Below are 22,536 nucleotides of genomic sequence, written 5' to 3' on the forward strand. Positions count from 1 at the left end.
AATCCCTACAGACCCAAAACCTCTCCGAGGGTATCCTTCAACCTTTCGTAAATCCTTCCCGTGGCGAGCAGATCGTGGAAGTTGTACAGTGCTATATCCTTATACCTCCCCTCCCTAAATCTGTCCTTAACCTCGTCAGCCTTCATTTTTAACTTCGGTGTGTCTATTCCGAGCCTCCGGCATATAAAGTCGAGGGAGTAGAGCCTCCCAACACCGTGGAAGGATATGAGCTCGAGGATATCGATGTGGTTCCTGTAGTCGTATCTGTTTCCCATCAGATTGCGCGTAGCCTTTACTCCCAAGATAAAGCTCTTTAACATAAGGAAGGGGGCGTCAAAGCTCCTGCCGTTGAAGCTCACGAGAGGACCTACGCTGGGGCTCGATAGAACCTCCCAGAACCTTTCGAGTATACTCCTCTCAGCCTCCTCTATACCCCTATCGAGGGAAAAGGACTGAAACTTGACACTGAAACCTTCTATACACTCCTCGGAAAAGTCGTCTCCATCACTCACGTACAGAACCATAGCCCTTTTCCTCTCATGTAGCATAAGTCCGAGGCTGACAATGTGGGCGGTGAAGGACCAGAGCCCCATCATCTCCCTGATCCTGTTCTCCTTCTCTTCGTCTTCCGCTCTCCTGAATAAATACTCGAGCTCCTCCTTGCTAAGAGAATCCTCGTCTATGGGAACGGTCTCTATATCGAATATGAGTGTCTCCACAACTCTCCCCCTCAAAAGATTATAATTAATATTCCTGAGCAGGAAGGGTGGCCGAGCGGTCGAAGGCGCGGCGCTGGAAACGCCGTGTACCCGTTTTCGGGTACCGAGGGTTCGAATCCCTCCCCTTCCGCCACTGAGCTATAATCAGATAAAGAAGGAGGGATGAGCCATGGAGAAGAATATGGCTTCTTGGGACAGAATAGTTAGGATAGTTCTCGCCATCGTGTTTCTATACCTTGCCTATACTAACGGAGGGACCTGGTGGATTCTTGGGATAGTCGGTATCATTTTCATAATCACCTCGGTGGTGGGGTTCTGTCCCCTCTACAAGGTGGTAGGTTTTAAGACCCTTAAGGAAGCTTGAAAGTTCTATCCATAGATTACGGGGCTAAGAGAGTAGGGCTTGCCGTAGGCGATACGGAGTTAAAGATAGCAGTTCCAAAGGGGACTTTAAAAAACAACAGGAGATTGGTAGACAGGATAGCGGAGTTAGTTAGGGAAAGTGGCGTTAGTATCGTTGTGGTGGGCCTCCCTCTCACACCCTCTGGAAGGGAAGGGCAAAGGGCTTCGGAGGTCCGTAAGTTCATCGAAGACTTGAGTAAGAAACTGCCTGATATGGAGATAGTCCTATGGGACGAGAGGTACACAACTCAGGAGGCTATGAGGAGGGTTGGAGGAAAGGCCTCCAAGGAGGAGATAGACGCCCTCTCGGCACAGATAATCCTTGAGGAGTTCCTGGATAGCCTATGAAGAAACTCCTTCTCCTTTCCTTGATCTTCTTCCTGAGTCTTCTCTACCTTACCTATTCCTTCCTTCCCGTTTACATGGAAGAGAAAACTATCGAGATACCTTACGGAACTTCCACCTTAGAAATCATGAACCTGCTCCATAGGGAGGGGTTGATAAGGAGCCGGCTCTCCTTCGCCATAATCCACGCTCTGAAAAAGAAAAAGCTCGAAGCCGGGGAGTACGAGTTTAAGGGTTACGTTACACCCTTCGACGTTTATGAGAAGCTCTCGAAGGGGATCCACAAGCTCCATAGGGTAGTGGTCGTTGAGGGGAGCGATATATACGACATAGCGAAAATTCTGGAGAAGGAGGGTGTTTGCAAAGGCGAGGACTTCATAAGATACGCCACCTCCGATAAAGTTACGAGGGGTTATGGACTCTCAAGCCCGACGATGGAGGGCTTTCTCTTCCCCGATACCTACTTCTTCTCCAAAAATACCCATCCTATCAAGGTTATAGATACAATGTACAGGAACTTCCTGAAGAAGACCGCAGAGCTCAGACCCAAAGTGGTGGAGAAGGGACTGACCATAGAGGAGTGGGTCACCGTCGCTTCGATGGTAGAGAAGGAGACCTTCTGGGAGGACGAGAAACCACTCATAGCTGCAGTCATATACAACAGGCTCAGGAAGAGAATGAAGCTCCAGATAGATCCTACAGTCATATACGCCCTTAAGAGGAAGGGTATGTGGGAGGGAGATCTGAGAAAAGAGCACCTTAAAATAGATGATCCTTACAATACGTACCTCTACTTCGGTCTTCCGCCGACACCCATATGTAATCCAGGACTTTCATCCCTCAAGGCAGCCCTCAATCCAGCTAAGGTGAACTACCTCTACTTTGTCGTTGATCCCAAAAAGAGGAGGCACCTCTTCAGCACCACCTATTCTCAGCATAGGAGAAACGTGGCAAGACTTCGCAGGCAAAGGAAATAAATTATTACTGTATAGAAACCAAAAATCAGGAGGAGGTGGAGAGATGGCTCTCTTTGAAGAGTGGGTCCACAAAGGTCACGAGTTCTTGCACGACGTTATGAAGGAGCTGGGAATCGATGATGAACGCAGGGCTTACAGGATTACCAAAGCGGTCCTCCACGCCCTCAGGGACAGGCTCGATCCGAGGGAGGGAAAGGACTTCGCGGCTCAACTACCTATGGTCTTTAAGGCGGTCTGGTGCGAGGCTTGGGATCCTACCAGAGGTCCCGACAAGACCATAAAAAAGAAGGAGGACTTCCTCAGGAGGGTTATGGAGGATCCGGGACTCGTAAAGGGAGCTGATATTAAGGATCTCCAGGAGGCTGAGCGGTTTACGAGAGCTGTTTTCAGAGCTATCAAGAGGCACGTTACGTGGGGAGAGGTAGAAGATGTGATAAGGGAGCTTCCCGAGGAGATAAGGGAGCTCTGGGAGACCCAGTGCTAAAATTTAAGTGTGGTAAAGCTCTACGTAATCTCGGGAAGGGAGATATCGGAGTGGAAACAGGAGGAGTTTGAGAAAGCCCGCAAAAAAGGTATCCTCTGGATAGACGTCTTAGAGCCTACGGAGGAAGAGATAACCTGGCTCAGGGATACTGTAAACTTCGAGATCCCCTCCAAGGAGGTGATGGGGGACATAGAGATAAGCTCGAAGTACACCGAGATGGGGGACGCCATAAGCATCACCATGTCCTTCGTGATACAGCAGAAGGAGGAGATAGTAGTAGAACCGGTGGTATTCTTCATAAGAGAGAGGTACTTCGTCACCCTCCGTTACAGGGATATACCTTCGCTCATGATCTTTCTGAACAGACTGAAGACGAACAGGACCTATATTCAGTTCGCTGAATCCCTCTTTGCGGAGATACTGAGCATAGAGGTGGACAGGATAGGTGACAGGCTCGAGATCTTGGGGAAGAGGATAAGGAACGTCTGGAAGGAGATCTTCGTCGAGCAATCGGAGGAAATGATAAAGGACATAGCCTACTACGACGAGCTCAATATAACTTTGAGGGAGTCGATAAACGAAAAGGTAAGAATACTCGCCCGCTTTCTCAAAAGCCCTCTCATAAACGCCCAGACCAAGAGGGAGGTTAGGGTTCTCTTAGATGACCTCACTACACTCCTCGAATACACAGCCTTTTACATGGAGAAGATAGACAGCATACAGAACTCCCTCCTAGGATTGATAACGATAAGACAGAACGAAGCCGTTAAGGTCTTCACCGTCCTTGCAACTATATTCCTGCCCGCCACCCTGATAGCGAGTATCTTCGGTATGAACTTCGAGTATATGCCCGAGCTCGCTTGGAAATACGGATATCCCTATTCCCTACTCCTTATGGTTTTAGTAACACTCGCTCTACTGCTCTGGGTAAGGAGGAAGGGTTGGCTTTGAAGGGAAAACCGAAGGTAGAGGACGTAATTATAGGAACTTTCGTGATCCTTGCCCTTATCTATCCACTGATAGTCATCATCCTGATAGAGCTCGAGGAACCTTCCCAAAGAGCGGACGAGAGGAAGATACTGAGATCGGTATACCTTCTTCTGCTCGGTTTCGATAGGTGTGAGGCGAAGAGGGTTTTAGAGGTTGCGGGATACATGGATAGGAAACTACTTAAAGACCTCGGGGATGTGGAGGGAATACTCCAGAGATGCAGGGAGAACTCAAAGAGACTTCCCGGCGAGCTCTCTGTGGAGGAGAGTTTCGAGGAGGAGGGTTCACTCAAGATACTGTCTGTGAAGGTGGAGGGAAGGCTGAGGGTTAAGGTTTACGGGAAGGAGGAGGGGAAGGAGTTCAGGATAGTTGGGGTGGAGTATGCTGAAGGGAGTTGATATAGGAGGGTCCTTCGTAAAGGTTCTCTGGGAAGACGGAAGGAAGGAGAAGCATTACATAAAGGACATTAAGGAGGATAAGGAACTTTTTCTGAGAAGGATCAAAGAGATAATCCTGAACGGGAATCCTACGGGGGTGGGTGTCGCGGTCGCAGGCTTTACCTCCACAGAGGGAAAGGTTTACAAGTCTCCGAACATACCTGTCCTGAACGGAGTCGATTTCTCCTCCCTGCTCAGCGACGCCGGCTTTCCCGTGGTTGTGGGTAACGACGTCTCCGTAGGTGCCTTCGGAGAGTGGTACTTCGACAACAGAGATTCGAAGGTTCTCATCTTGGTGGCGATAGGTACGGGCTTGGGAGGGGGGCTCGTGATAGAGGGGAAGCCTTTCTTCGGAGTTTGCGGGTCCGCCATGGAGATAGGACACCACATAGTGGTGAAGGACGGACACCCCTGCCACTGCGGGAGGAAAGGTTGCTGGGAGGCTTACTGTTCCTCCTACGGACTCGAGAGGATCTATAGGGAACTCACGGATGAGAACCTTAAGGACTACGAGATAGTAAGAAAGGCTAAGGAGGGCAACAGGAAGGCTCTGGAGGCCTTTGGAAGGTTCAGGGATACGCTTGCGACCGGTCTTATGAACCTCGTTCACATCTTCAATCCAGACAGGATAGTCCTCGGTGGTGGTCTCGTGGAGTCCTCGAAGGAGCTCCTTCAGGATATGGAGGATAGGGTTAAGTTCCTCTCCGAATCCCTTCCTGCCTCCTGCTTTACACTCAGGTTCTCCTCCGCAGGGGAGTTTATGGGAGCGAGGGGAGCTCTCGCTTTTATCAAGGAGCGAGCGACCGATATTAGAACTTGATGGAAGGCAGAAGGGTAGAGGGGGTCTTCTTAGACACCGCCATTCTAAGAAACAGAGCCCACGAAGCCTACGAAACCGCAAGGGTTTACGAGATAAGGATACTCTCGAGGGTTCCGGAGGCGCTCCTCGCCTCCCTCGGGGACGTGGGAACGAGGCTCAGAGCGAGTGTTAGGGGACTCAGGGAGGGTAAGGTCTTACTGATGTTAGAGAACGGATATGAGGTGGAGGCTCAGAACAGGCTCTCCATGCCGGTGAGAGAGGGTGAGGAACTCTCCCTTATAGTCGAGTCAAAGAATCCCCTCACGCTCAGGGTTGAGAGATCCTTCTCCGGTCTGAGGGGTGTGGAGACTCTTATCCACAAACTCCTATCCTCCGGTATCTCACTCATGAGAGGAGAAGAACCGAGAGTGGGCATCTTTAATTCGGGGATCTTCTATGAAAGGAAGGTGTGGGACTTCCTGAAAGGTTCCCTTGAAAGGAGTTTATTGGAGTCCGACGAGAAGTTTAAGGTCCTGAATGTGCTCATGGAAGCCGATGTGTCGGAACTCGAGGGGATCCTCAAGAACTCAAGACTCCCGCAGGATCTTAGGGGAGAGGTGGGGAGACTTCTCTCCCTTCTCGCTGAGGGTAGGAAGGCAGACTTCTTCTTAGGCGTTCTCGAGCTCAGAAGCAGGCTCTCGGAGGCGCTTACTCAGAGGGAATCGAGGATAGAAACCTTAAGGAACGTGATCCGTGAGGTCTCGTCCAACCTTCTCAACAACCTCCTGAAGAACTTAAGAGAGCTCGGCTTTTCCCTCTCCGTCAGGGAGGAGGTTCTCAGGGGAATGGAGACGAGTCCCAAGAGCCTCGACATAATCAGAGAAGCACTCAGAGGTTTAGAGGAAGGAAGGACAGGAGAGTTCGTCCAGAGATTGAAGCTATTGGGGATAGAAATAAAGAATACGGAGCATCTGCCGGTCCGGGGGGAAAACCTCAGGAAGAGCTTGGATAGCCTGATAAGGGGTGCGGTTAGGACCATATCATCGAAAACTGGAGTGTCCGACCTTCAGGAACTCTCCAAAGAGATCAGGAAACTCTCCGAAGAGGTGGAGAATATCAAGGATATGAGTCGCAGGCTATCGGAGATACCTCCGAGGTTGAGCGAGAACCTGTCCAAACTCGAGCTCATAGCTCATCTTCAGTCCTTCCTGATAGCGATGGAGGGAAGGAACTTCGTGATCCCTTTCGGGGATGAGGAGGAGAGGGGACTGCTTGGCTTTTCGCTCAGGGACGCCTTCAGGATATTCTTGAGGATAGATCTCGGGGATGGTTACTTGGGAGCGATAATAGAGTCTCCGAGAAAGGAGAATCCCGATAGAATAAGCCTACTCTTTAGCACCGACAGGGAAGAGGTCGCCGGTATGATCAGGAGAGGTTTGGACAGTTTGAAGAGGGAACTTGAGGAGCTCGGTCTTGAGGTGGTTAGGCTTGAAGTCTTGTCCCGATCTAAAGAGGATTTCGAGGCGGAGGTGGGGAACTTCTTCGGAGAGGAGGGGACCTTTAATCTGAGGGTCTAATCATGGCGGAAGAGAAGAAAAGAAAGGCAGCGGCGCTCAGGTACGATCCTGAAAGGGACAGAGCTCCCGTGGTGGTCGCCAAGGGACAGGGTGATCTTGCGGAAAAGATAATAGAGCTCGCCAGAAAGGAGGGCGTTCCCGTAATCGAGGATAAGAACCTCGTGGAAGCCCTTCTGAGGATAGAGGTCTTCGAGGAGATACCTCCCGTTCTTTACGAGGCGGTCGCAAGGGTTCTCGTCTTCATTCAGGAGATTCGTGAGAGAGTTTCCTGACCCTGAGTCTCAATCCTTTCACATCTATAACCTCCACTCTCTCCCCCTTCCTTATCTCCTCCTCACTAAAGGCGTCCCAAATCTCCCCGTGGACGAGAACCTTTCCCCTTCCCCCCTTGAAGTTAGTTATAGCCTCTCCCTCCTCACCGATCATCCCTTCGGCCCCAGTTAGCTTCTTCCTCTTCTGAGCCTTAAGTCCGAGCCTCCCGGCTATCATAAAGAAGAGGGCGCTCGCCAGAACGACGCTTACTATTATCGACTTGGGAAGCTCGCCGTAAGGAGACTCCGGATCTATTAGGAAAAGGGATCCTAAAGCCAAGGATATTATCCCTCCGACCGCCAGAGCTCCAAAGGTTGGTGTTATGAGCTCTAAGACGAAGAGTAGAACTCCTAAGAATATGAGGAGTAAACCGAGCCAGTTCATGGATATGAGGGAAAGCCCGTAGAGACCTAAAAGGAGACATATCGCACCGACGACACCGGGCACCACCGCCCCCGGGTTGTATAGCTCGAAGAAGAGTCCGTAAAAGCCGAGCATAAGGAGGAGGTAAGCTACGGTGGGGTTCGTCAGTATCTTGAGGATCTCCTCCTTGAGATTTTCCTCTACGTAAACTACGGCGAGTCCTTCCGTTTCAACGGTAATCTCCCTTTCAAACTTTTTTATTTTCTTCCCATCTATCTTCCTGATGAGATCCTGAAGATCCGTCGCTATCAGATCGATCACTCCCTCTCTCTTAGCCTCCTCCGCCGAGAGGGCTAAGCTCTCCTTTACCATCCTCTCTATGACCTTCACGTTCCTTCCTTTCTCCTTCGCTATGCTCCGCACGAAAGCTAACATATCCTGAAGGATCTTCTCCTCCATAACATCCTTACCTTCCTTCTCCTTCTTCTCGCCCGTTCTTCCCAGCTGAACAGGATGTGCCGCGCCTATGTTCGTTCCGGGTGCCATGGCGGCTATGTCCGCCGCCACCGTAATTATCGCTCCTGCCGAGGCTGCCCTCCCTCCGGGGGGATAAACGTAAACCACCACGGGGAGGTCGGTCTTATGAAAACTCTGAACTATCTTCCTCATAGACTCGGCAAGTCCTCCGGGGGTGTTTAGCTCAAGGACGAAGACTCTACCGCCTTCCCTCTCCGCCTTCTCTATAGCCCTCTCTATGTAGTCGGCTGTTATGGGAGTTATAGCCCCATCCCACTTGGCTACGAATATCTGAGGAAAGCCGAATGAGAAGATCAGGAGCAGAAGAATTACCAACATGGCAGTGTAGTTATCATATCATAAGCTCTTGATACTGCTTTAAAATTTTTTAGATGACGAAGATCATATTTAAATTTTCGGTATATCTGCTTAAATTCTTGTGTAAGTAGGGGAGTGTTGAGATAGCCCTCACGGCTCCTTGGCAAGGGAATAGGCAAAAATTGGCTCAAACTCTTGGGGGACAGCCTAAATCAGAAACTCATTGATATTTCTGCAAAATCCCGACGTCGAGTCTAATTGAGAACAATTCTCACTCTGTCCCCCTTGAAAATTAAGGACTTTAATCCGACCTCTTGCAATGCCCTAAGGAAAGAAAGGGATTGCGACTCATCCCTCACAACCGTAAGGACTTCTCTGGCTTTCCTGTCTTGCAATGCCCTAAGGAAAGAAAGGGATTAAAATAAACTTCCAGCCCATGGATCTCTGCATTAGGGATATGACCCCCGAAGATATAGACAGAGTTTATGAGATAAACAGAAGATCCTTTACTACCGACGCGTGGAGCAAGGACGCAATAGAACGTGAATTCAAACTGAACTACTCCAAGAGGTACGTTCTCGAAGAAAACGAGGACATCCTTGGCTACGCTGTTCTCTGGGTGATAAAGGGTGAGGCTTTCCTAATGACCTTCGCCATAGATCCTGCCTTTCGCAACAGAGGGCTCGGCAGAAAGTTTCTCGAAAGGATAATAGCCAAGCTAAGGGGTGAGGCTCAAGTGCTCCAGCTCGACGTCAGGAAGTCAAACCTCCCTGCCATAAGGCTCTACCGGTCTCTCGGTTTTAGGATTGTAAAGGAGAGGCCAAAGTTTTACTCCGACGGAGAGAGTGCCCTCCTTATGGAGCTTGAGCTTGATAGAATAAAAGGAGATGAAGGAGATAAGGGGAAAGAGGCTCTCGCTTCTGATAAAGGAGGACGACATAAGGAGGAGGGTAAGGGAGTTAGGTAAGGAGATAGAGAGGGACTTCTCCGGTACCAAGGATTTCGTGGTTATCGGTCTACTGAAGGGAGCCTTCGTGTTCGTCGCAGATCTGATAAGGGAGATAGATTTACCCTTAGAGGTGGACTTTCTCTGGGTGTCGAGCTACGGACAGTCCATGGAGAGCTCTGGCGTTATAAAGATAGTGAAGGATCTCGACACAGATATAGAGGGTAGAAATGTTCTCCTCGTGGATGACATACTCGATACAGGGATAACGATGAAGGAGATCTACGAATTCTTAAAGATGAAAGGACCACGGGTGTTAAAGACCTGTGTCTTTTTGGACAAGAAGGAGAGGAGGAAGGTTGATTTCTCGGTAGATTACGTGGGCTTTGAAGTTCCCGATAAGTTCTTAGTGGGGTACGGTCTCGACTGGGGTGAGATGGGAAGGAACCTGCCTGGTATATACGCAGTGGAGGATCAGTAGGCTACCACCTGATTCTTACCCCTTCTCTTAGCCGTATACATGGCAAAATCTGCTCTTTTTATTGTCTCGTCTATATCCTCCCCTTTCTTGAAAGAAGATACGCCTATACTCACGCTTACTCCTTCCTTAAACTGCTTTGAGAACCTATTCCTAACTGCGTCTTTTATCTTCCTCGCTACCTTAGACCCATTTCCCGTTCCGCTCTTAGGCAGTAAGATTAGGAACTCTTCCCCTCCCCACCTTGCCACTGTATCCGTTTCCCTCAAAAGCTCCCTCATCAGATCTGCCATCTCGCTCAAAACTCTATCTCCTTCGGCGTGTCCGTAGCTGTCATTTATGAGCTTGAAGTTGTCTATATCTATCATCAGAAGGCAGAAGGTACTCCCGTACCTGTTGGCCTTGGAAACCTCCGACCTGAGTATCTCCATCATCTTCCTTCTATTGTAAAGTCCCGTGAGAGGATCCTTCTCCGCGAGTTTTTCGAGTTTTTCATTCGCCTCCTGTAACTCCTTGGTTATAGAGTTGACAAGGGAAACAAGAGCTCTAAAGCGTATCATCTCCCTGTCGGGTTCTTCTCTAAGATCCTCTTCGACGTTTCCCCTTATTTCATTCCTTTCCGAAAGAGAAATTGCCGTGAACGTGTAGTTCATGAACCTGTTCTTCCCTCCGTGCCTGAAGAACTCACCGTAAGTCAGAAAGCCGGAGGTAGGAGCTATATTCTGAAGATACTTTGACTCTATCTCCGCCTCGCTTCCCATAAGATACTTCCTCCCCAGGCAGGTGTAAACGAAGATAGCCTCGGAGGGACGGCACCTGAACTTTCTCAGGTTCTCCGCAACAGAGTCGAGCATAACCCCCGTATCCCATATACTGAACCTGACCTTTTCTCCCTCGCGGATAGCACCCTCGTAGATCATCGAGCCATCGTCTCCGGGACCGAGACATGCCCTCGCAAAGAGTATTCCGTCCCTCTCGAACACCAACGGGAACTCTATGGCTATGTGAGGAAGGAGTTCATCCGCCGTGCTTCCCAAGTACTCCCTGTACACATCGATAACAGGCTTTCCCTCTATCTCGTATATTCTGTTTCCTTCCGCCTTTGTAACCTCCATCTCCTTACCTATGGGTATCCATGCAAGGTTGTAGTGCCCTGTAATGTAGAGTTCGTCGGTGTATACGGCTGCCCCAACTCCTCCTTGAAGTAATAGCTCGTCGGCGGTGAAGACGTAAGTCCCGGTAAAGGTAAAGTTGTCCCCCGCAAGCCCTCCGGCAACGGGAACCTCCGATAGCTCCCCGTTAAATGCATCTATCAGGGCATCTCCGTTACTAAACAATCCGTCAGCGAAGAGGATTATCAGTTTTAGGTTTCCATCTTTTAAAGACTTGGCTATATCTTCTCCCGCCCGGTATGAATCCTCCGATGCCGAACAGGTACACTTTACCTTAGCCTTTTCAAAAAGAGTGAAGCTCAGAACCGTCGACCTTTCCGTAACCTGACCGTTGTATATCTCACCTCCAGTCGTAGTTCCTATTACGGCAGCCCTCTCAAAGATGTCCCTCAGTTCCCTCTGGATGCCTCTTATAAACTTAGGGTCGGTTATTCCGGTAAATACCTGTATAAGAAGTCCATCGGAATCCTCTATTCCTCTTTCCTCGACAAATCTCTTTATGTCCCCCTCTTCCCTGTAAAATAGGTTATGAACTCTCATTACCTAAATTTAAGCCCCGGAGGAGAAAATGAAAGCAGTCGTTCTGGAAAGGTTCGGAGGTGTTGAAGGTCTTAGGTTCGTAGAGGACTTTCCCAAGCCAGAGCCAAGGGAGGACGAGATTCTCGTAAGGGTGAAGGCGGTTGCCTTAAACCACCTAGACATATGGGTAAGGATGGGTGCTCTTGCGGTGAAGCCCGAACTTCCTCACATACTCGGTTCGGACGTGAGCGGTGTAGTGGAGAGGGCGGGAGGACTTGTAAGGAACGTTAGAGAAGGAGAAGAAGTTATAATCGCTCCCGGTCTCTCTTGCGGTATCTGCTACGACTGCCAAAACGGGGAGGACAACCACTGCAAACACTACGATATCCTGGGACTGAAGAGTAAGGGAGGATACGCCGAGTACGTCGTCGTTCCTGCGCGTAACGTTATAAAGAAGCCCAAAAACCTCAGCTTTGAGGAGGCAGCGAGCTATCCTTTAACCTTCCTGACGGTCTGGAATGCCCTTGTGGAGAGGGGAAATCTGAAGCCCTATTCAAAAGTTCTCATATGGGGAGGTTCTTCGGGAGTAGGTGTGGCGGGGATACAGATTGCAAAGCTCTTTTCCGCCTTTGTAATAGCCACCGCTGGGAACGAGGAGAAGATGAGGAAGTGCAAGGAACTCGGTGCAGACGTTGTGATAAACCACTACGAGGAGGACGTGGTCAAAAGGGTCAGGGAGATCTTCAGAGAAGGGGTGGACATTGTGATGGATCATGTGGGGAGAGCCACCTTCTGGAAGAGTGTGGAGTGTCTGAGGAAAGGGGGTAAGCTCGTCTTTTTTGGAACGACAACTGGGGATAAGGCGGAGATAGATATAAGGTACGTTTTCGTCAGAGAGATAGGGCTTGAGGGAGTTTACATGGGAAGGAGAGCTACTCTGTTCAAGATAACGGAACTCTTTGAAAGGGGACTGCTGAAGCCCGTAGTGGATAAGGTTTTCCCTTTGAAGGAGGCGGCTCAGGCTCACAGGTATTTGGAGGAGTCCAAACACTTCGGTAAGGTGGTTCTGAAGGTGGACTAAGAAACCGCGTTCTCCAGAGCCTTCAAGGCTATACCTACCCTGTTCTCCATCTTGTCCTTTTCCTTCTCCTCCTGAAAGTTGGAAAGTATCTCCTCCTTGGAAGGTATTTCCCCATTCTCCTTTGCGAGCTCGCACATGTAGTCGGTAACCGCGAGGAGCTTCTTACACCTCTTGGTGGAGTTGAACTTGCAGTCAACTATCCTCCCGTTTTCAAGCTTCACAAAGACCGTTACTCTGTGGCAACCTTCGGAGTGGCTACCCTGTTTCCCTTCCGCCTCTTCCACAAAGTTCTTCAATCCCTTCTTGACGTATTCCCCGACCTTCATGGAAAAGTATTATAAAATTATCTCCATGTTTGAAGGTTCAATTGTCGCCCTTATAACGCCCTTCAAAAACGGAGAAGTTGACTACGAAGCTCTCGGCAGGCTCATTGATTTCCATATAGACAACGGAACGGACGCAGTTCTCGTTTGCGGAACTACAGGGGAGTCTCCGACCCTCACCTTTGAAGAACACGACAAGGTGGTGGAGTTCGCGGTAAAGCACGCGGCAGGCAGGATAAAGATAATAGCGGGAACGGGAGCCAACGCCACCCACGAGGCGGTTCACCTCACCGCCCACGCCAAGGAGGTGGGAGCGGACGCGGCGCTCTTGGTAGTTCCCTACTACAACAAACCCACTCAGGAGGGGCTTTACAGGCACTTCGCCACCGTCGCAGAAGAGGTGGACATCCCGATACTTCTCTACAACATACCCTCAAGGACAGGTGTGGAGATAGCGGTGGATACCATATACAGGCTCGTCTCCGATTATCCCAACATCGTAGGTTCCAAAGAGTCCACACCGAACATGGACAGGATATCGGAGCTCAGGAAGAGGCTCGGAGATAACTTCTCCATCCTTTCGGGGGACGACAGCCTAACCCTCCCGATGATGGCTATTGGAGCTAAGGGGGTCGTCTCCGTTGCCAACAACATAGTTCCGAGGGAGATAAAGGCTCTCACCACCTACGCTTTGGAAGGGAACTTCGAGAAGGCAAGAGAGCTCCACCTTTACCTCCATGACCTCTTCAAGGTTCTCTTCATAGAGACCAACCCGATCCCTGTAAAAACAGCCTGCTGGATGCTCGGCATGTGTGAGAAGGAGTTCAGACTTCCCTTATGTGAGATGAAGCCCGAAAACGAGCAGAAACTCAGGGAAGTTCTGAAAAAATACAACCTCCCGGTAGTAAATTAAAAACACATGGAACCCGTTGAATCTCAGTTCAAGAGGGGAGATCTTATCCTCGGCTACTACGAGGTTCTTGACATAATCGGTAGGGGAGAGTTCGGGATAGTCTATAAGGTGAAGGGTGTTCGGGGTAGATATAAAGGAAAGATCTTCGCCCTGAAGGTAGCCTCAAACCCTTACGCGGTGGAAAACCTCTGGAAGGAAGCCCAGACCCTCATCCTCTTCAACCATCCCAACATAATATCCCTCCAGAGCTACCTCTACAAAAAAGAAACTAAGGAGCTTTACCTTCTCTACGAGCTCATGGACGTGGGAGATTTGAAGGAATACGTCCTATCCAAGGGAGGACTGCCCGAAGAGGAGGCTATCCGGATCCTCTGGAACGTCGTCGGGGGTCTCGTTTTTCTCCACAGCAGGGGGTACATCCACAGCGATATCAAGCCGGAGAACATCTTTGGCAAGAGAGTTCTGAAGAGCATCGTCTGGAAACTTGGAGACTTCGGACTTCTGAAGATAAGGGGTTCCACCTCAATATTAGATGTCAAGGGAACCCTTGGATACATAGCTCCGGAGGTCTTTAGAGGGGAGATCCATAGGAGCAGCGATATATTCTCCCTTGGCAGCCTCCTATACTTCACGCTCTTCGGGAAGGATCCCTTCGATACCGAGGACAGGAGGGAGAAACAGAGAAGAAACAAAGAGGTCATCTACGAACTGCCCGAAAACCTCTCTCCTAAGGTCAGGGATCTAATAAGTAAGATGCTCGAGAAAGATTACAGGAAGCGCTTCAGGACAGCTATGGAGCTCAGAGATTACATGATGAAGGAGGGTCTCGTTTGAAGTTCGTCGTGAGAGAGATCTTCAGGGATAAGGAGACTTACGCTGACAGAGTCTTTACCTCGGAAAACACCTTCGCCATTGCCGACGGGATGGGAACGGGTATAGGTGCGAGGGTTGCAGCGGAGAGAGCTATCGAACTCCTCGGCCAGAGCAGACCCTTTACCAGCTTAGACGAGATATACTCCTTCTTCCAGAAAACCAACAGGAGGATAATGGAGGACATAGCGAGGCTCGGAGACAGGCACGTTGCGGGAACAACATTGAGCCTTATATCCTTTTCTGGAAATAACTTCCTAATCGGACATGTGGGGGATTCAAGGATTTACCTCAAAAGGAAAGGGGAGATGGAACTCCTGACAATAGATCAGATCAAGTACAGGGCAGGGAAGAAGCTCGTAAAGGCTCTCGGAATAGACTGGAACCCTGACGTTGTTCTCAGAGAAGGAGCCTTAGGGAAAGGGGATATATTCCTTCTCGTTTCCGATGGAGTGACGGGGAGTATAGGAGAGGAAGAACTCAGTAGAGCGATATCGGAAGATCTTGAGGCGAGTGCGGAGAATATAGAGAAGCTATATCACCAGCGATCTCTAAAGGAAGATCTCTCCTTCATACTCGTTCTTGTGGAGTGATATGGATTACACAAGGCGGTTCACTTTAGACTAATATATAGTTGATGTTTGAAGTTACCTTCTTTGGAGCCCTAATAGCCGGTATATTAGCCTTTTTATCTCCGTGCGTTCTCCCAATAATACCCGCATACCTGTCCTACATCTCCGGTGTCGGAGTTGAGGAGGTTCAGAAGGAGAGCAAAGTGTTCAACACCAAGGTCTTTCTCTCAGCCCTATTCTTCGTTATTGGCTTCTCCATTGTCTTTACAATGCTCGGAGCGGGGGCTTCCTTCATAGGTCAGTTCCTCAGAGCCTACCAGACCGAGATAGCCAAAATAGGCGGGGGACTCGTTATATTCTTCGGTCTCCACTTTGCAGGAGCATTTCTGAGACCCAACTTCCTTAAGGAACTTATCGGTGTTCAGGCTTTTCTAACAGCTCTATACCTCTTCAACGTAATGGGTAGGGATACCTTCTTCAACCTCACTGGCGCTCTCGCTATCGTCCTCACCCTCTACCTCTTCGGCGTTCATGAGTACTTATACAGACAGCTTAAAACTGAAGCCAAAGCGAGGGCTTCCTACATAGGAGCCTTCCTGATAGGTGTGGTCTTCGCCTTCGGGTGGACACCATGTATAGGACCTATCTTAGGTTCTATACTCTTCTTAGCCTCCCAGCAGGAAACAGTTAGGGAAGGTGCTCTTATGCTCTTCCTCTTTTCGATAGGACTCGGAATTCCCTTTCTGATAGCCGGTCTCCTCTTCTCACTGTTCTTGAGCTTTGTAAGGAAGTTCGGAAGGTTTTTTGGAATCGTTGAGTTCGTGGGTGGAGTGCTCCTTATAACCCTCGGCGTTCTGTTGGTTTTAGATAAGCTGAGCTGGTTTGCCTCCCTCGGAGCGGGAATATGAGGCTCGTAGTTGTCGATTACGGGATGGGAAACCTCAGAAGCGTAGCTAAGGCGCTGGAGTACGTTGGTTTTGAGGACGTTAAGGTGAGCGGAGATAGGGAGGAGGTCTCAGAAGCGGACGTTCTTGTCTTCCCCGGCCAGGGAGCCTTTAGAAAGGCTATGGAAAACCTCAAGGATCTCGGTCTCATAAAGCCCCTGCTGGATCACATAGAGAAGGGGAAGCCTTTCCTCGGTATATGCCTCGGACTCCAGCTCCTCTTTGAAAAGAGTTATGAGCACGGGGAAACCAAGGGTCTCGGCGTTTTTGAAGGGGAGGTCGTTCTCCTCCCACCGACGGTTAAACTTCCCCACATAGGCTGGAATCAGGTCTGGATAAAGAAAAGAGAGGGAATATACTCAAATTTAGACGATGGAGATTATCTGTACTTCGTCCACTCCTACCACGTGGTTCCAAAGGACAAAGAGGTCATCGCTTCAGAAACAGACTACGGTCTAAACTTTGTTTCCGCGATTCAGAAGGATAACTTGTGGGCGGTTCAGTTCCACCCGGAAAAGAGCCAGAAGAAGGGACTGAGAATACTTCAGAACTTCAAGGAGTTTTGCGAAGGATGCCTTTAGAAAGAACCCTCCCACGCTGACGAAGAGGGAGGACTCCAGATTTTTACATGAAGGCACCCCATCAAAGGAGAGGATGGAATTGAAACAAGATAATAATGGCAAAGGCCGTTCTCATTTCGAGATGGTTATAAGTGCAACTCCTGAAAAAACGAGGATAGCCCCCAAAAGCTTCAGAAAGGAAAAACTCTCTCCCAAAAGCAGGAAAGCGAAGAGGCTTGCCCAGAGGGGGGAGCTTGCAACTATGGGGGCCACCACTGACACGTCCCCTACCTTTATTGCCTTGTAATACAACAAGAGTCCGAGAAAACCCGACACGAACCCGCCGAAGGATATGGTAAGTATATCTCTGAAGGGGTAGTTTATGTTCTCCCTAAGGATAAAGATCGAAAGCAGGGCGAATACAGCCGCTGTGAGATTGTGGAAGAAGATACCAACTATCGGGGGTATCTCTCCCCTGAGCCCCAACTTGAATATCAGGGGGGCGGTTCCCCAGACGAGTGCGGACAGTAGGGCAAATATTACCGCCTTCACAGCTCAAATACCCCCACCACGGGAGCGTGATCCGAAGGTTTCGGCGTTCTTCTTTTCCTGGGCCAGAGATCAACGTAAACATCAACAAGCTTATCCTTAAGGGGCTCCGTTATAAGTATGTAGTCTATCCTCATGCCTTTATTCTTCCATATCATCCCACCTACGTAATCCCACCAGGTAAACTGAACTTCGTCAGGATAAAGATAACGGAAGGCGTCTATAAAGCCCCAGTTCATTATACTTTCAAAAGCCTCCCTCTCTTCCTTCATAGTTCCAATAGTATCCCTCAAAAGTTCAGGATCGAACACATCCCTATCGTCTCTCGCTACGTTGAAGTCTCCTACCATGCAGATCGGCTCGTTTGGAGAGTGGTTTTCCTTCAGATAAGCGAGCAACCTGTCGTAAAACTCCAGCTTGTAGTAGAACTTGTCCGTTCCCCTCACATCCCCGTGGGGTGCGTAGACGTTTATGAACCAAACACCTCTTATTCTCGCGCTTATTATCCTCTTTTGCTCATCAAAGTAGGAATCTCCGAAACCTTTTCTAACTTCCTCTATAGAGAACTTGGAACATATACAGACTCCGTTATAGGTCTTTTGGGCGAACACCTCACACCTGTATCCTCTTTCCTCAAATTCTTTAAAAGGAAAGGTGTCTTCCTTCTGTTTCAGTTCCTGAAGACAGAGGATATCGATCGGCTCCCTCTCGAGCCAGCTCAATAAGAGTTCCTTTCTCGCCTTTATTGAATTAACGTTGTAAGTCGCTACCTTCATGCTTTTATGTGGCGGCGGGGGTGGGATTTGAACCCACGGCAGGGCTAAATCACCCTGCAAGGGATTTCGAATCCCCCGCGTTCGTCCGCTCCGCCACCCCGCCTAACTCTTAAAATTATAGGCATGCTTAGTATGACCGGGTTTGGCAAAGGTGAGGCGGAGAGTGAAAATTGGAAAGCAGTTGCTATGATCAGGTCCTTGAACGGAAAGGGTTTAGATATATCGGTGAGAATGGCAACCTTTCTGATGCCTGTTGAGCAGAAGATCAAGGAACTTATAAAATCAAGACTCAAAAGGGGAAGTGTTTACGTAGTTGTAGATGTCGAATCAAAGCAGATCCTGCCTCCCGTTGATACCGGCAAGCTTAGAGGAAACGTATCTATGCTCAAAGATCTTTCGAAGGAAGTAGGAGTGGAGCCAAGCGACGATACCATCTTTGAGCTGAGTTGGAAATATTCAGAAAAGACAGTAACCGAGGTGGAGGAGGATCTTGAGAGAGCGGTACTAAAAGCTGTAACGGTAGCCGTAGAGGAACTCATAAAGAGCAGGGAAAGGGAGGGAGAAGCCCTCAGGAGAGATCTGAATGGAAGAATCGAGAGAATAGAAGAACTCTTAAATAGGATAGTAGACAGGAAGGACGAGATTATTGAGAAGGTAAAGGAGAAAGTCCTCGAGAGGGCTAAGAGACTCGAGCTTCCTGACGAGCATCCTACAGTACTAAACGAGATCATGTTCCTCTTAGAGAGGATGGACGTCGAGGAAGAGATAACGAGGTTAAAAACACACATAGAAGCTTTTAAAAAGCTACTCGAGTCGGAGGAAGAGGTGGGAAAGAGGTTGGAGTTCCTCGCTCAGGAAATGCACAGGGAGATAACCACGCTCGGCAACAAGATACCGGGTTTGTCGGAGTTCGTTGTAGAGATAAAGGCTGAAATAGATAGGATAAAGCAGCAGGCGGCTAACGTGGAGTGAAAGCTCTTTGAAAAGTTTGGAGGAAAGGAATATAATATAAGTCTGGCTGGAGCCGTAGTTCAGCCCGGTCAGAACGCCGGCCTGTCAAGCCGGAGGGCGCGGGTTCAAATCCCGTCGGCTCCGCCATTCCCAATAAAAATCAACGATCTCCCAACGGAGACAAAGACTTGATGTTTTAGCTTAACTTTGCAAACTTGCAGTTTTATGTAAAATTCTGGTCGTTTCGTGTAGTTTGATTTTCGGTAAATTTTCGACAAGTTCGGAAATCCTTGGGGGAGAAGGTTTAGATGGTCTCATAATCTTTCTATAGTAAATCTGAAGTCTTGTATAATCTTGCAAAATTATACATCTTTTTGTAAATTATATTTCAAGAAAAATCTTCAAAGGAGGTATAAGCTATGGTAGATGTAAAGAGACTTGTGAGGTTAGCGGAAGCGAAAGTCCCTATCGCATTCATCGAGAAAAGCGCCAACCTCGAAGAAGCCCTTGAAAAAGCAAAGAAAGAACTGCCCGAAGAGGAGTACAAAAAGGTCGAGGAGTATGTAAAGAACATACCGAAAGACATTCCTCCCGATGTGCAGGGGAAGAGGTGGAGCTACTACAAAGCGGTAGACCTGATAAACAACTACTGGAGAGAGGTCATAACGGTAGCGAGGTTGAAGCCAGAATACAGGGAAGCCCTCCAGAACCTGATAGGAGAGGAGCTCGAAAACATTAAGTTCAACAACTACGAGGTTCAGTATGCCCTCGGATTAAAATACGATCCCCAGACGATAAGGAGCACGAAACTACTTCTCATCCTCCTCCTGCTCAAGATCGGGATAGAGAGGGGGGACATAGGAAGGACGGGAAGGACGGAAGTGGTTATGAGGATAATAGACTACGCACTAAAGAGGATAAAGCATCTCGACTGGAAGTCCCTCGAGAAGGTACTTAAGGAGATACTCCTGTCACAGGAAGTTAAAGTATAAGAAAAGAGTAGCACCCAAGAATACGATCGGATTTATCCTTTATCTTGTGGCAGTTTTGCAAAATTTACAATAAAATCTATATTAGTAAATATGTATGGACTGGCAAAATATGAGTTTTTCTACGAGAAACTAATAGAGCCAGCAAAGCAACAGGGAAAGAGAGTTGCATACGTATGCAGACTGAGGAACACGTACAAGATTTTCCATGTAGTCGACATTTGGAAGGGAGGAAGACCGATCGACCGCAGACTTCTCCGCTCAGACAAAACCTTCGGAAAGCTACTTTCTGAAACAAAAGAGAACGGCTATTCCCTTCTCTACCAAGGTATGTTTGCCATACCGAGGGACGTGTGGGAGAGATATAAAAAGGAATATGTAAAGTGTGAGGAAACGTGGGAGAAAGCGAAGAGAGGAGAGACCTACGTAGATCCGAAAACGGGAGAGGAGAAGCGCTGGAAAGGTCTGAGGTTACAGCTCTTCAAACTCGGCAGACTCAGGAGACTCGTTCCGTGGGTTCTCATAGACTTGGACAGGAAGCACGGGGTTGAGGAGGTTCATGTCCGGAAGTTCGTGAAATACCTTCACAAGCTCGGCATATATCCAGAGGTTTGGAGGTCAGCTGGCGGGGGCTGGCACGTTTACGTTCATTTGACGGGGCAGGTTCGGTGGGTCCAAGGGATAGACGGGAGGAAGGAAAGGAGAGAGTTCCTTCCATACTCCTCGGACTACCGGCTCAAATTGATAGTCAAAGCTCTGAAGAGCATACTGCAACAGCTCTCTATCAAGTATGACTCTGTATCGGTAGACAGAGCGGTATGGCTTGAAGGGGTTGAAAATCCTCTTAAGGAGGGACGAAAGAGCACAAAAATCTGGAACGGAGCGGTTCATCGTCTTGATAAGCTCTTCGAGAAGCTCCGTCCTGTATGGGAGAAGGAAATACGGGAGGAAGCGTGGAGGAAATTTGAGCGGGAAGTTCTCAGAGCCAGCAGAAGGAAACGGGTCGTAGGGGTAGCTACGACCATCGAGCCAGAAGGAGGAAACGAGAGCAATCCGGCAGACTTCATCGTGACGAACCTGAAGAACGGGGTCGTCACCCGTATGCTGAACGCTGGACACACTATCGCCGAGGTTGGCGATGTGCTTCGCTCTCACTATCGCGATCCGAGAGCTTTTGATAGGGCTTGGAAAGGAGCAGAAGCGTATATAGAGAGGACTTTCAGACCTCTACCGAAGAAGGAAAAGAAGAAGGAGAAGCAAGAGGGAGCGGAGATAAAACCAAGGAAACACCGCCACTATTGGGAGTATATTCCAATCCTCAACAAGGTTCTCAGAGAGGATCCGAACCTCTCTATTCGAGAGATAGCCAAGCGGACAAATATCCCGAAGAGCTCTATTGCCGACATATTCTGTATAGTCTCACGGGAGCAAATACTCTCTTCTCCCGAAGAAGCTCAGGAGCTCATGAAGAGCTATGCAAAGGGAGGAGACCGTTTGACTGAGGAGCAAAAGGAAGAGCTCAGGGAGCAAGGTCGAGAAAGGTGGCTCAGGTATCTCGAAGAGACTCTGAAAAAGTCCTTGTCCACCAAAGGAAAGAAGGACATTGAGGTCAAGGACGAAGGTCTGAAGTTAGTCAGAGAGACAAGTGTCCGAATAGGTCTTCATTCTATTACCTCCCTTCCTCCTAAGGAAGGGAAAAGGAGGGGGGAGGATGGGGAAGTGGGGATAAAGGAGGAAGGAGCAGGGTCTTTATCCTCCTCCTCTCCTTCTCCTCCTTCTGCTCCTGCCGGTTCCTCTGCCCCTCCTGCTCCTTCTTCCCGCCCTCATCGGGTTGTGGATGAGGTAGAGGAGATACTGCGGAAGGTAGAGGAGGACTGGAGGAAGAGAGGGTGGAGGGACGAGGACATAAAGGAAAAGCGGGAAAAGCTACGGAAGTCTCTCCTCCGCTTCTTGTTCGGCGTCCTGAGAGGAGCAAAGAGGGAGAGCGACCTGAACCTGAGAAGGTGGAGAAAACAGTGGGATCGTGTAGTCACGGAGGAACTGCGAACCCTTCTCTCACGGCTGGGGGTTGAGGTGAAGGACGGAGTACCGAACACGGATCCGGGAGGGGATACGGAAGCGGGCATAGAAACGGAAACGGGTTCAGAAACGGATACGGGGACGGAGGATCTGGGAAGGACCACGGATACGGAAGCTGAGGAACCTACGGAGGAGGAAGAGGAGGAGAAGGAGATCACGGAGGAGGAGCTGATAGATCGTCTCTCCATGACGAGACTGTCCATCCCCGAAATCGTGGACGTGGTGCGACGATACAGGTCGGGAGAGTTTCCCGAAAAAGAAGTCGAGCGGATCATAGAAGAGAACACTCCCGACCACCTCAAGTTTGAGGAGGAGGACGAAGCGATAGCATGGCTGGAGGGACAGAACGGTCGGTATTCTATCGGTGATCGTGTGAAGGTTCTTGTTAGGGCTCCGAACGGGGCGGTAGTTCCATACGAGTTCGAGAAGGTCAGGAGGAAGCTCTATTCGGGATTTGAGCCGTCTGGGGAAGTCAAGACATAGGAGCTGAAAACGATACACTGGCGTAGCTAACATAACTGCGTTAATGCTAACAGACTCCTTGACCCCTTGGGACTCGTGGGAGTTCTGGAGGT

Annotated in this window: 26 protein-coding genes and 3 tRNA genes; 22 read left to right on the plus strand and 7 right to left on the minus strand. The window is 49.3% G+C overall.

Annotation, left to right across the window (positions count from 1 at the left end; translation table 11 throughout):
* Positions 1 to 5 precede the first annotated feature (5 nt).
* Entirely contained in the window at positions 6 to 719 is a 714-nt protein-coding gene (locus ACZ483_RS04240; RefSeq protein WP_464324931.1) for a ribonuclease H-like domain-containing protein, read from the minus strand.
* A gap of 41 nt (positions 720 to 760) precedes the next feature.
* Here ACZ483_RS04240 and ACZ483_RS04245 point away from each other — a divergent pair.
* From ACZ483_RS04245 to ACZ483_RS04290, 10 genes are all read left to right on the plus strand, one after another.
* Positions 761 to 852 (plus strand) — tRNA-Ser (locus ACZ483_RS04245).
* Between the two features lie 36 nt (positions 853 to 888).
* Positions 889 to 1,083, plus strand: coding sequence for a YgaP family membrane protein (locus ACZ483_RS04250; RefSeq protein ID WP_464324932.1), 195 nt, complete (start codon positions 889 to 891; stop codon positions 1,081 to 1,083).
* Positions 1,080 to 1,469 carry a Holliday junction resolvase RuvX gene (gene ruvX, locus ACZ483_RS04255; RefSeq protein ID WP_464324933.1) on the plus strand — a complete coding sequence of 130 codons (390 nt, stop codon included), beginning with the start codon at positions 1,080 to 1,082 and terminating at the stop codon, positions 1,467 to 1,469. The genes ACZ483_RS04250 and ruvX overlap by 4 nt, the downstream gene beginning before the upstream one ends.
* Positions 1,466 to 2,443, plus strand: coding sequence for an endolytic transglycosylase MltG (gene mltG, locus ACZ483_RS04260; RefSeq protein ID WP_464324934.1), 978 nt, complete (start codon positions 1,466 to 1,468; stop codon positions 2,441 to 2,443). Before ruvX ends, mltG begins: the two co-directional genes overlap by 4 nt.
* 43 nt (positions 2,444 to 2,486) lie before the next feature.
* Positions 2,487 to 2,927 (plus strand): DUF2267 domain-containing protein, encoded by a 441-nt coding sequence (locus tag ACZ483_RS04265; protein WP_464324935.1) that lies wholly within the window; start codon positions 2,487 to 2,489, stop codon positions 2,925 to 2,927.
* A gap of 9 nt (positions 2,928 to 2,936) precedes the next feature.
* A complete protein-coding gene (corA, locus tag ACZ483_RS04270) occupies positions 2,937 to 3,878 on the plus strand; it encodes a magnesium/cobalt transporter CorA (protein WP_464324936.1) in 942 nt (313 codons plus the stop codon).
* On the plus strand, positions 3,869 to 4,315 hold the full coding sequence (locus ACZ483_RS04275) for a hypothetical protein (protein ID WP_464324937.1): 447 nt from the start codon (positions 3,869 to 3,871) through the stop codon (positions 4,313 to 4,315). The genes corA and ACZ483_RS04275 overlap by 10 nt, the downstream gene beginning before the upstream one ends.
* Positions 4,299 to 5,174 carry an ROK family protein gene (locus ACZ483_RS04280; protein WP_464324938.1) on the plus strand — a complete coding sequence of 292 codons (876 nt, stop codon included), beginning with the start codon at positions 4,299 to 4,301 and terminating at the stop codon, positions 5,172 to 5,174. The genes ACZ483_RS04275 and ACZ483_RS04280 overlap by 17 nt, the downstream gene beginning before the upstream one ends.
* Positions 5,174 to 6,730, plus strand: coding sequence for a flagellar hook-length control protein FliK (gene fliK, locus ACZ483_RS04285; RefSeq protein WP_464324939.1), 1,557 nt, complete (start codon positions 5,174 to 5,176; stop codon positions 6,728 to 6,730). Before ACZ483_RS04280 ends, fliK begins: the two co-directional genes overlap by 1 nt.
* Positions 6,731 to 6,732: 2 nt before the next feature.
* Entirely contained in the window at positions 6,733 to 7,002 is a 270-nt protein-coding gene (locus ACZ483_RS04290; protein WP_464324940.1) for an EscU/YscU/HrcU family type III secretion system export apparatus switch protein, read from the plus strand.
* On the opposite strand, the gene ACZ483_RS04295 is transcribed toward ACZ483_RS04290, so the two are convergent.
* Positions 6,971 to 8,260: an NfeD family protein gene (locus ACZ483_RS04295; protein ID WP_464324941.1), complete on the minus strand. Its 1,290-nt coding sequence runs from the start codon at positions 8,258 to 8,260 to the stop codon at positions 6,971 to 6,973. The two genes, ACZ483_RS04290 and ACZ483_RS04295, sit on opposite strands and share 32 nt — an antisense overlap.
* 415 nt (positions 8,261 to 8,675) lie before the next feature.
* Between ACZ483_RS04295 and rimI the strand changes: the two genes are divergently transcribed.
* Positions 8,676 to 9,206 carry a ribosomal protein S18-alanine N-acetyltransferase gene (gene rimI / locus ACZ483_RS04300; RefSeq protein ID WP_464324942.1) on the plus strand — a complete coding sequence of 177 codons (531 nt, stop codon included), beginning with the start codon at positions 8,676 to 8,678 and terminating at the stop codon, positions 9,204 to 9,206.
* Complete coding sequence (gene hpt / locus ACZ483_RS04305; protein ID WP_464324943.1) at positions 9,127 to 9,666, plus strand: hypoxanthine phosphoribosyltransferase; 540 nt, start codon at positions 9,127 to 9,129, stop codon at positions 9,664 to 9,666. Before rimI ends, hpt begins: the two co-directional genes overlap by 80 nt.
* Here hpt and ACZ483_RS04310 read toward each other — a convergent pair.
* Positions 9,660 to 11,375 (minus strand): sensor domain-containing diguanylate cyclase, encoded by a 1,716-nt coding sequence (locus tag ACZ483_RS04310; protein WP_464324944.1) that lies wholly within the window; start codon positions 11,373 to 11,375, stop codon positions 9,660 to 9,662. The two genes, hpt and ACZ483_RS04310, sit on opposite strands and share 7 nt — an antisense overlap.
* A gap of 28 nt (positions 11,376 to 11,403) precedes the next feature.
* Between ACZ483_RS04310 and ACZ483_RS04315 the strand changes: the two genes are divergently transcribed.
* A complete protein-coding gene (locus ACZ483_RS04315) occupies positions 11,404 to 12,435 on the plus strand; it encodes a zinc-binding dehydrogenase (RefSeq protein WP_464324945.1) in 1,032 nt (343 codons plus the stop codon).
* Here ACZ483_RS04315 and ACZ483_RS04320 read toward each other — a convergent pair.
* Positions 12,432 to 12,761 carry a nicotinate phosphoribosyltransferase gene (locus ACZ483_RS04320; protein ID WP_464324946.1) on the minus strand — a complete coding sequence of 110 codons (330 nt, stop codon included), beginning with the start codon at positions 12,759 to 12,761 and terminating at the stop codon, positions 12,432 to 12,434. The genes ACZ483_RS04315 and ACZ483_RS04320 overlap by 4 nt on opposite strands.
* Positions 12,762 to 12,786: 25 nt before the next feature.
* On the opposite strand from ACZ483_RS04320, the gene dapA reads away from it, so the two are divergent.
* The 5 genes from dapA to hisH are packed head-to-tail and all read left to right on the plus strand — an operon-like array spanning position 12,787 to position 16,638.
* A complete protein-coding gene (gene dapA / locus ACZ483_RS04325; protein WP_464324947.1) occupies positions 12,787 to 13,671 on the plus strand; it encodes a 4-hydroxy-tetrahydrodipicolinate synthase in 885 nt (294 codons plus the stop codon).
* A 6-nt stretch (positions 13,672 to 13,677) separates the two neighbouring features.
* Positions 13,678 to 14,505: a serine/threonine protein kinase gene (locus ACZ483_RS04330; RefSeq protein ID WP_464324948.1), complete on the plus strand. Its 828-nt coding sequence runs from the start codon at positions 13,678 to 13,680 to the stop codon at positions 14,503 to 14,505.
* Positions 14,502 to 15,134, plus strand: coding sequence for a PP2C family protein-serine/threonine phosphatase (locus ACZ483_RS04335; protein WP_464324949.1), 633 nt, complete (start codon positions 14,502 to 14,504; stop codon positions 15,132 to 15,134). The genes ACZ483_RS04330 and ACZ483_RS04335 overlap by 4 nt, the downstream gene beginning before the upstream one ends.
* Before the next feature lie 44 nt (positions 15,135 to 15,178).
* On the plus strand, positions 15,179 to 16,021 hold the full coding sequence (locus ACZ483_RS04340; protein ID WP_464324950.1) for a cytochrome c biogenesis protein CcdA: 843 nt from the start codon (positions 15,179 to 15,181) through the stop codon (positions 16,019 to 16,021).
* Entirely contained in the window at positions 16,018 to 16,638 is a 621-nt protein-coding gene (gene hisH, locus ACZ483_RS04345; RefSeq protein WP_464324951.1) for an imidazole glycerol phosphate synthase subunit HisH, read from the plus strand. Before ACZ483_RS04340 ends, hisH begins: the two co-directional genes overlap by 4 nt.
* 111 nt (positions 16,639 to 16,749) lie before the next feature.
* Here the strand turns inward: hisH and ACZ483_RS04350 are convergent, their stop codons facing one another.
* The 3 genes from ACZ483_RS04350 to ACZ483_RS04360 form a co-directional block, all read right to left on the minus strand.
* Complete coding sequence (locus ACZ483_RS04350; RefSeq protein ID WP_464324952.1) at positions 16,750 to 17,169, minus strand: EamA family transporter; 420 nt, start codon at positions 17,167 to 17,169, stop codon at positions 16,750 to 16,752.
* Entirely contained in the window at positions 17,166 to 17,942 is a 777-nt protein-coding gene (gene xth / locus ACZ483_RS04355) for an exodeoxyribonuclease III (protein WP_464324953.1), read from the minus strand. The genes ACZ483_RS04350 and xth overlap by 4 nt, the downstream gene beginning before the upstream one ends.
* A gap of 9 nt (positions 17,943 to 17,951) precedes the next feature.
* Positions 17,952 to 18,045, minus strand: a tRNA-Ser gene (locus ACZ483_RS04360).
* A gap of 29 nt (positions 18,046 to 18,074) precedes the next feature.
* Here ACZ483_RS04360 and ACZ483_RS04365 point away from each other — a divergent pair.
* From ACZ483_RS04365 to ACZ483_RS04380, 4 genes are all read left to right on the plus strand, one after another.
* Positions 18,075 to 18,914, plus strand: a complete 840-nt coding sequence (locus tag ACZ483_RS04365; protein ID WP_464325170.1) for a YicC/YloC family endoribonuclease — start codon at positions 18,075 to 18,077, stop codon at positions 18,912 to 18,914.
* A gap of 48 nt (positions 18,915 to 18,962) precedes the next feature.
* Positions 18,963 to 19,040 (plus strand) — tRNA-Asp (locus ACZ483_RS04370).
* Positions 19,041 to 19,312: 272 nt separating this feature from the next.
* Entirely contained in the window at positions 19,313 to 19,885 is a 573-nt protein-coding gene (locus ACZ483_RS04375) for a hypothetical protein (RefSeq protein ID WP_464324954.1), read from the plus strand.
* A gap of 90 nt (positions 19,886 to 19,975) precedes the next feature.
* Positions 19,976 to 22,444, plus strand: a complete 2,469-nt coding sequence (locus tag ACZ483_RS04380) for a hypothetical protein (protein ID WP_464324955.1) — start codon at positions 19,976 to 19,978, stop codon at positions 22,442 to 22,444.
* Positions 22,445 to 22,536 lie beyond the last annotated feature (92 nt).

Source organism: Hydrogenivirga okinawensis, from assembly GCF_055385515.1.

What these genes read in the sequence shown, in the direction of transcription:
- ACZ483_RS04250 (WP_464324932.1), top strand. Translation starts at nt 889, where the DNA reads ATGGAGAAGAATATGGCTTCTTGGGACAGAATAGTTAGGATAGTTCTC.
- mltG (WP_464324934.1), top strand. Translation starts at nt 1,466, where the DNA reads ATGAAGAAACTCCTTCTCCTTTCCTTGATCTTCTTCCTGAGTCTTCTC.
- ACZ483_RS04265 (WP_464324935.1), top strand. Translation starts at nt 2,487, where the DNA reads ATGGCTCTCTTTGAAGAGTGGGTCCACAAAGGTCACGAGTTCTTGCAC.
- ACZ483_RS04280 (WP_464324938.1), top strand. Translation starts at nt 4,299, where the DNA reads ATGCTGAAGGGAGTTGATATAGGAGGGTCCTTCGTAAAGGTTCTCTGG.
- fliK (WP_464324939.1), top strand. Translation starts at nt 5,174, where the DNA reads ATGGAAGGCAGAAGGGTAGAGGGGGTCTTCTTAGACACCGCCATTCTA.
- ACZ483_RS04290 (WP_464324940.1), top strand. Translation starts at nt 6,733, where the DNA reads ATGGCGGAAGAGAAGAAAAGAAAGGCAGCGGCGCTCAGGTACGATCCT.
- ACZ483_RS04295 (WP_464324941.1), bottom strand. Translation starts at nt 8,260, where the DNA reads ATGTTGGTAATTCTTCTGCTCCTGATCTTCTCATTCGGCTTTCCTCAG.
- rimI (WP_464324942.1), top strand. Translation starts at nt 8,676, where the DNA reads ATGGATCTCTGCATTAGGGATATGACCCCCGAAGATATAGACAGAGTT.
- hpt (WP_464324943.1), top strand. Translation starts at nt 9,127, where the DNA reads ATGAAGGAGATAAGGGGAAAGAGGCTCTCGCTTCTGATAAAGGAGGAC.
- ACZ483_RS04310 (WP_464324944.1), bottom strand. Translation starts at nt 11,375, where the DNA reads ATGAGAGTTCATAACCTATTTTACAGGGAAGAGGGGGACATAAAGAGA.
- ACZ483_RS04315 (WP_464324945.1), top strand. Translation starts at nt 11,404, where the DNA reads ATGAAAGCAGTCGTTCTGGAAAGGTTCGGAGGTGTTGAAGGTCTTAGG.
- ACZ483_RS04320 (WP_464324946.1), bottom strand. Translation starts at nt 12,761, where the DNA reads ATGAAGGTCGGGGAATACGTCAAGAAGGGATTGAAGAACTTTGTGGAA.
- dapA (WP_464324947.1), top strand. Translation starts at nt 12,787, where the DNA reads ATGTTTGAAGGTTCAATTGTCGCCCTTATAACGCCCTTCAAAAACGGA.
- ACZ483_RS04330 (WP_464324948.1), top strand. Translation starts at nt 13,678, where the DNA reads ATGGAACCCGTTGAATCTCAGTTCAAGAGGGGAGATCTTATCCTCGGC.
- ACZ483_RS04340 (WP_464324950.1), top strand. Translation starts at nt 15,179, where the DNA reads ATGTTTGAAGTTACCTTCTTTGGAGCCCTAATAGCCGGTATATTAGCC.
- hisH (WP_464324951.1), top strand. Translation starts at nt 16,018, where the DNA reads ATGAGGCTCGTAGTTGTCGATTACGGGATGGGAAACCTCAGAAGCGTA.
- xth (WP_464324953.1), bottom strand. Translation starts at nt 17,942, where the DNA reads ATGAAGGTAGCGACTTACAACGTTAATTCAATAAAGGCGAGAAAGGAA.
- ACZ483_RS04365 (WP_464325170.1), top strand. Translation starts at nt 18,075, where the DNA reads ATGACCGGGTTTGGCAAAGGTGAGGCGGAGAGTGAAAATTGGAAAGCA.
- ACZ483_RS04375 (WP_464324954.1), top strand. Translation starts at nt 19,313, where the DNA reads ATGGTAGATGTAAAGAGACTTGTGAGGTTAGCGGAAGCGAAAGTCCCT.
- ACZ483_RS04380 (WP_464324955.1), top strand. Translation starts at nt 19,976, where the DNA reads ATGTATGGACTGGCAAAATATGAGTTTTTCTACGAGAAACTAATAGAG.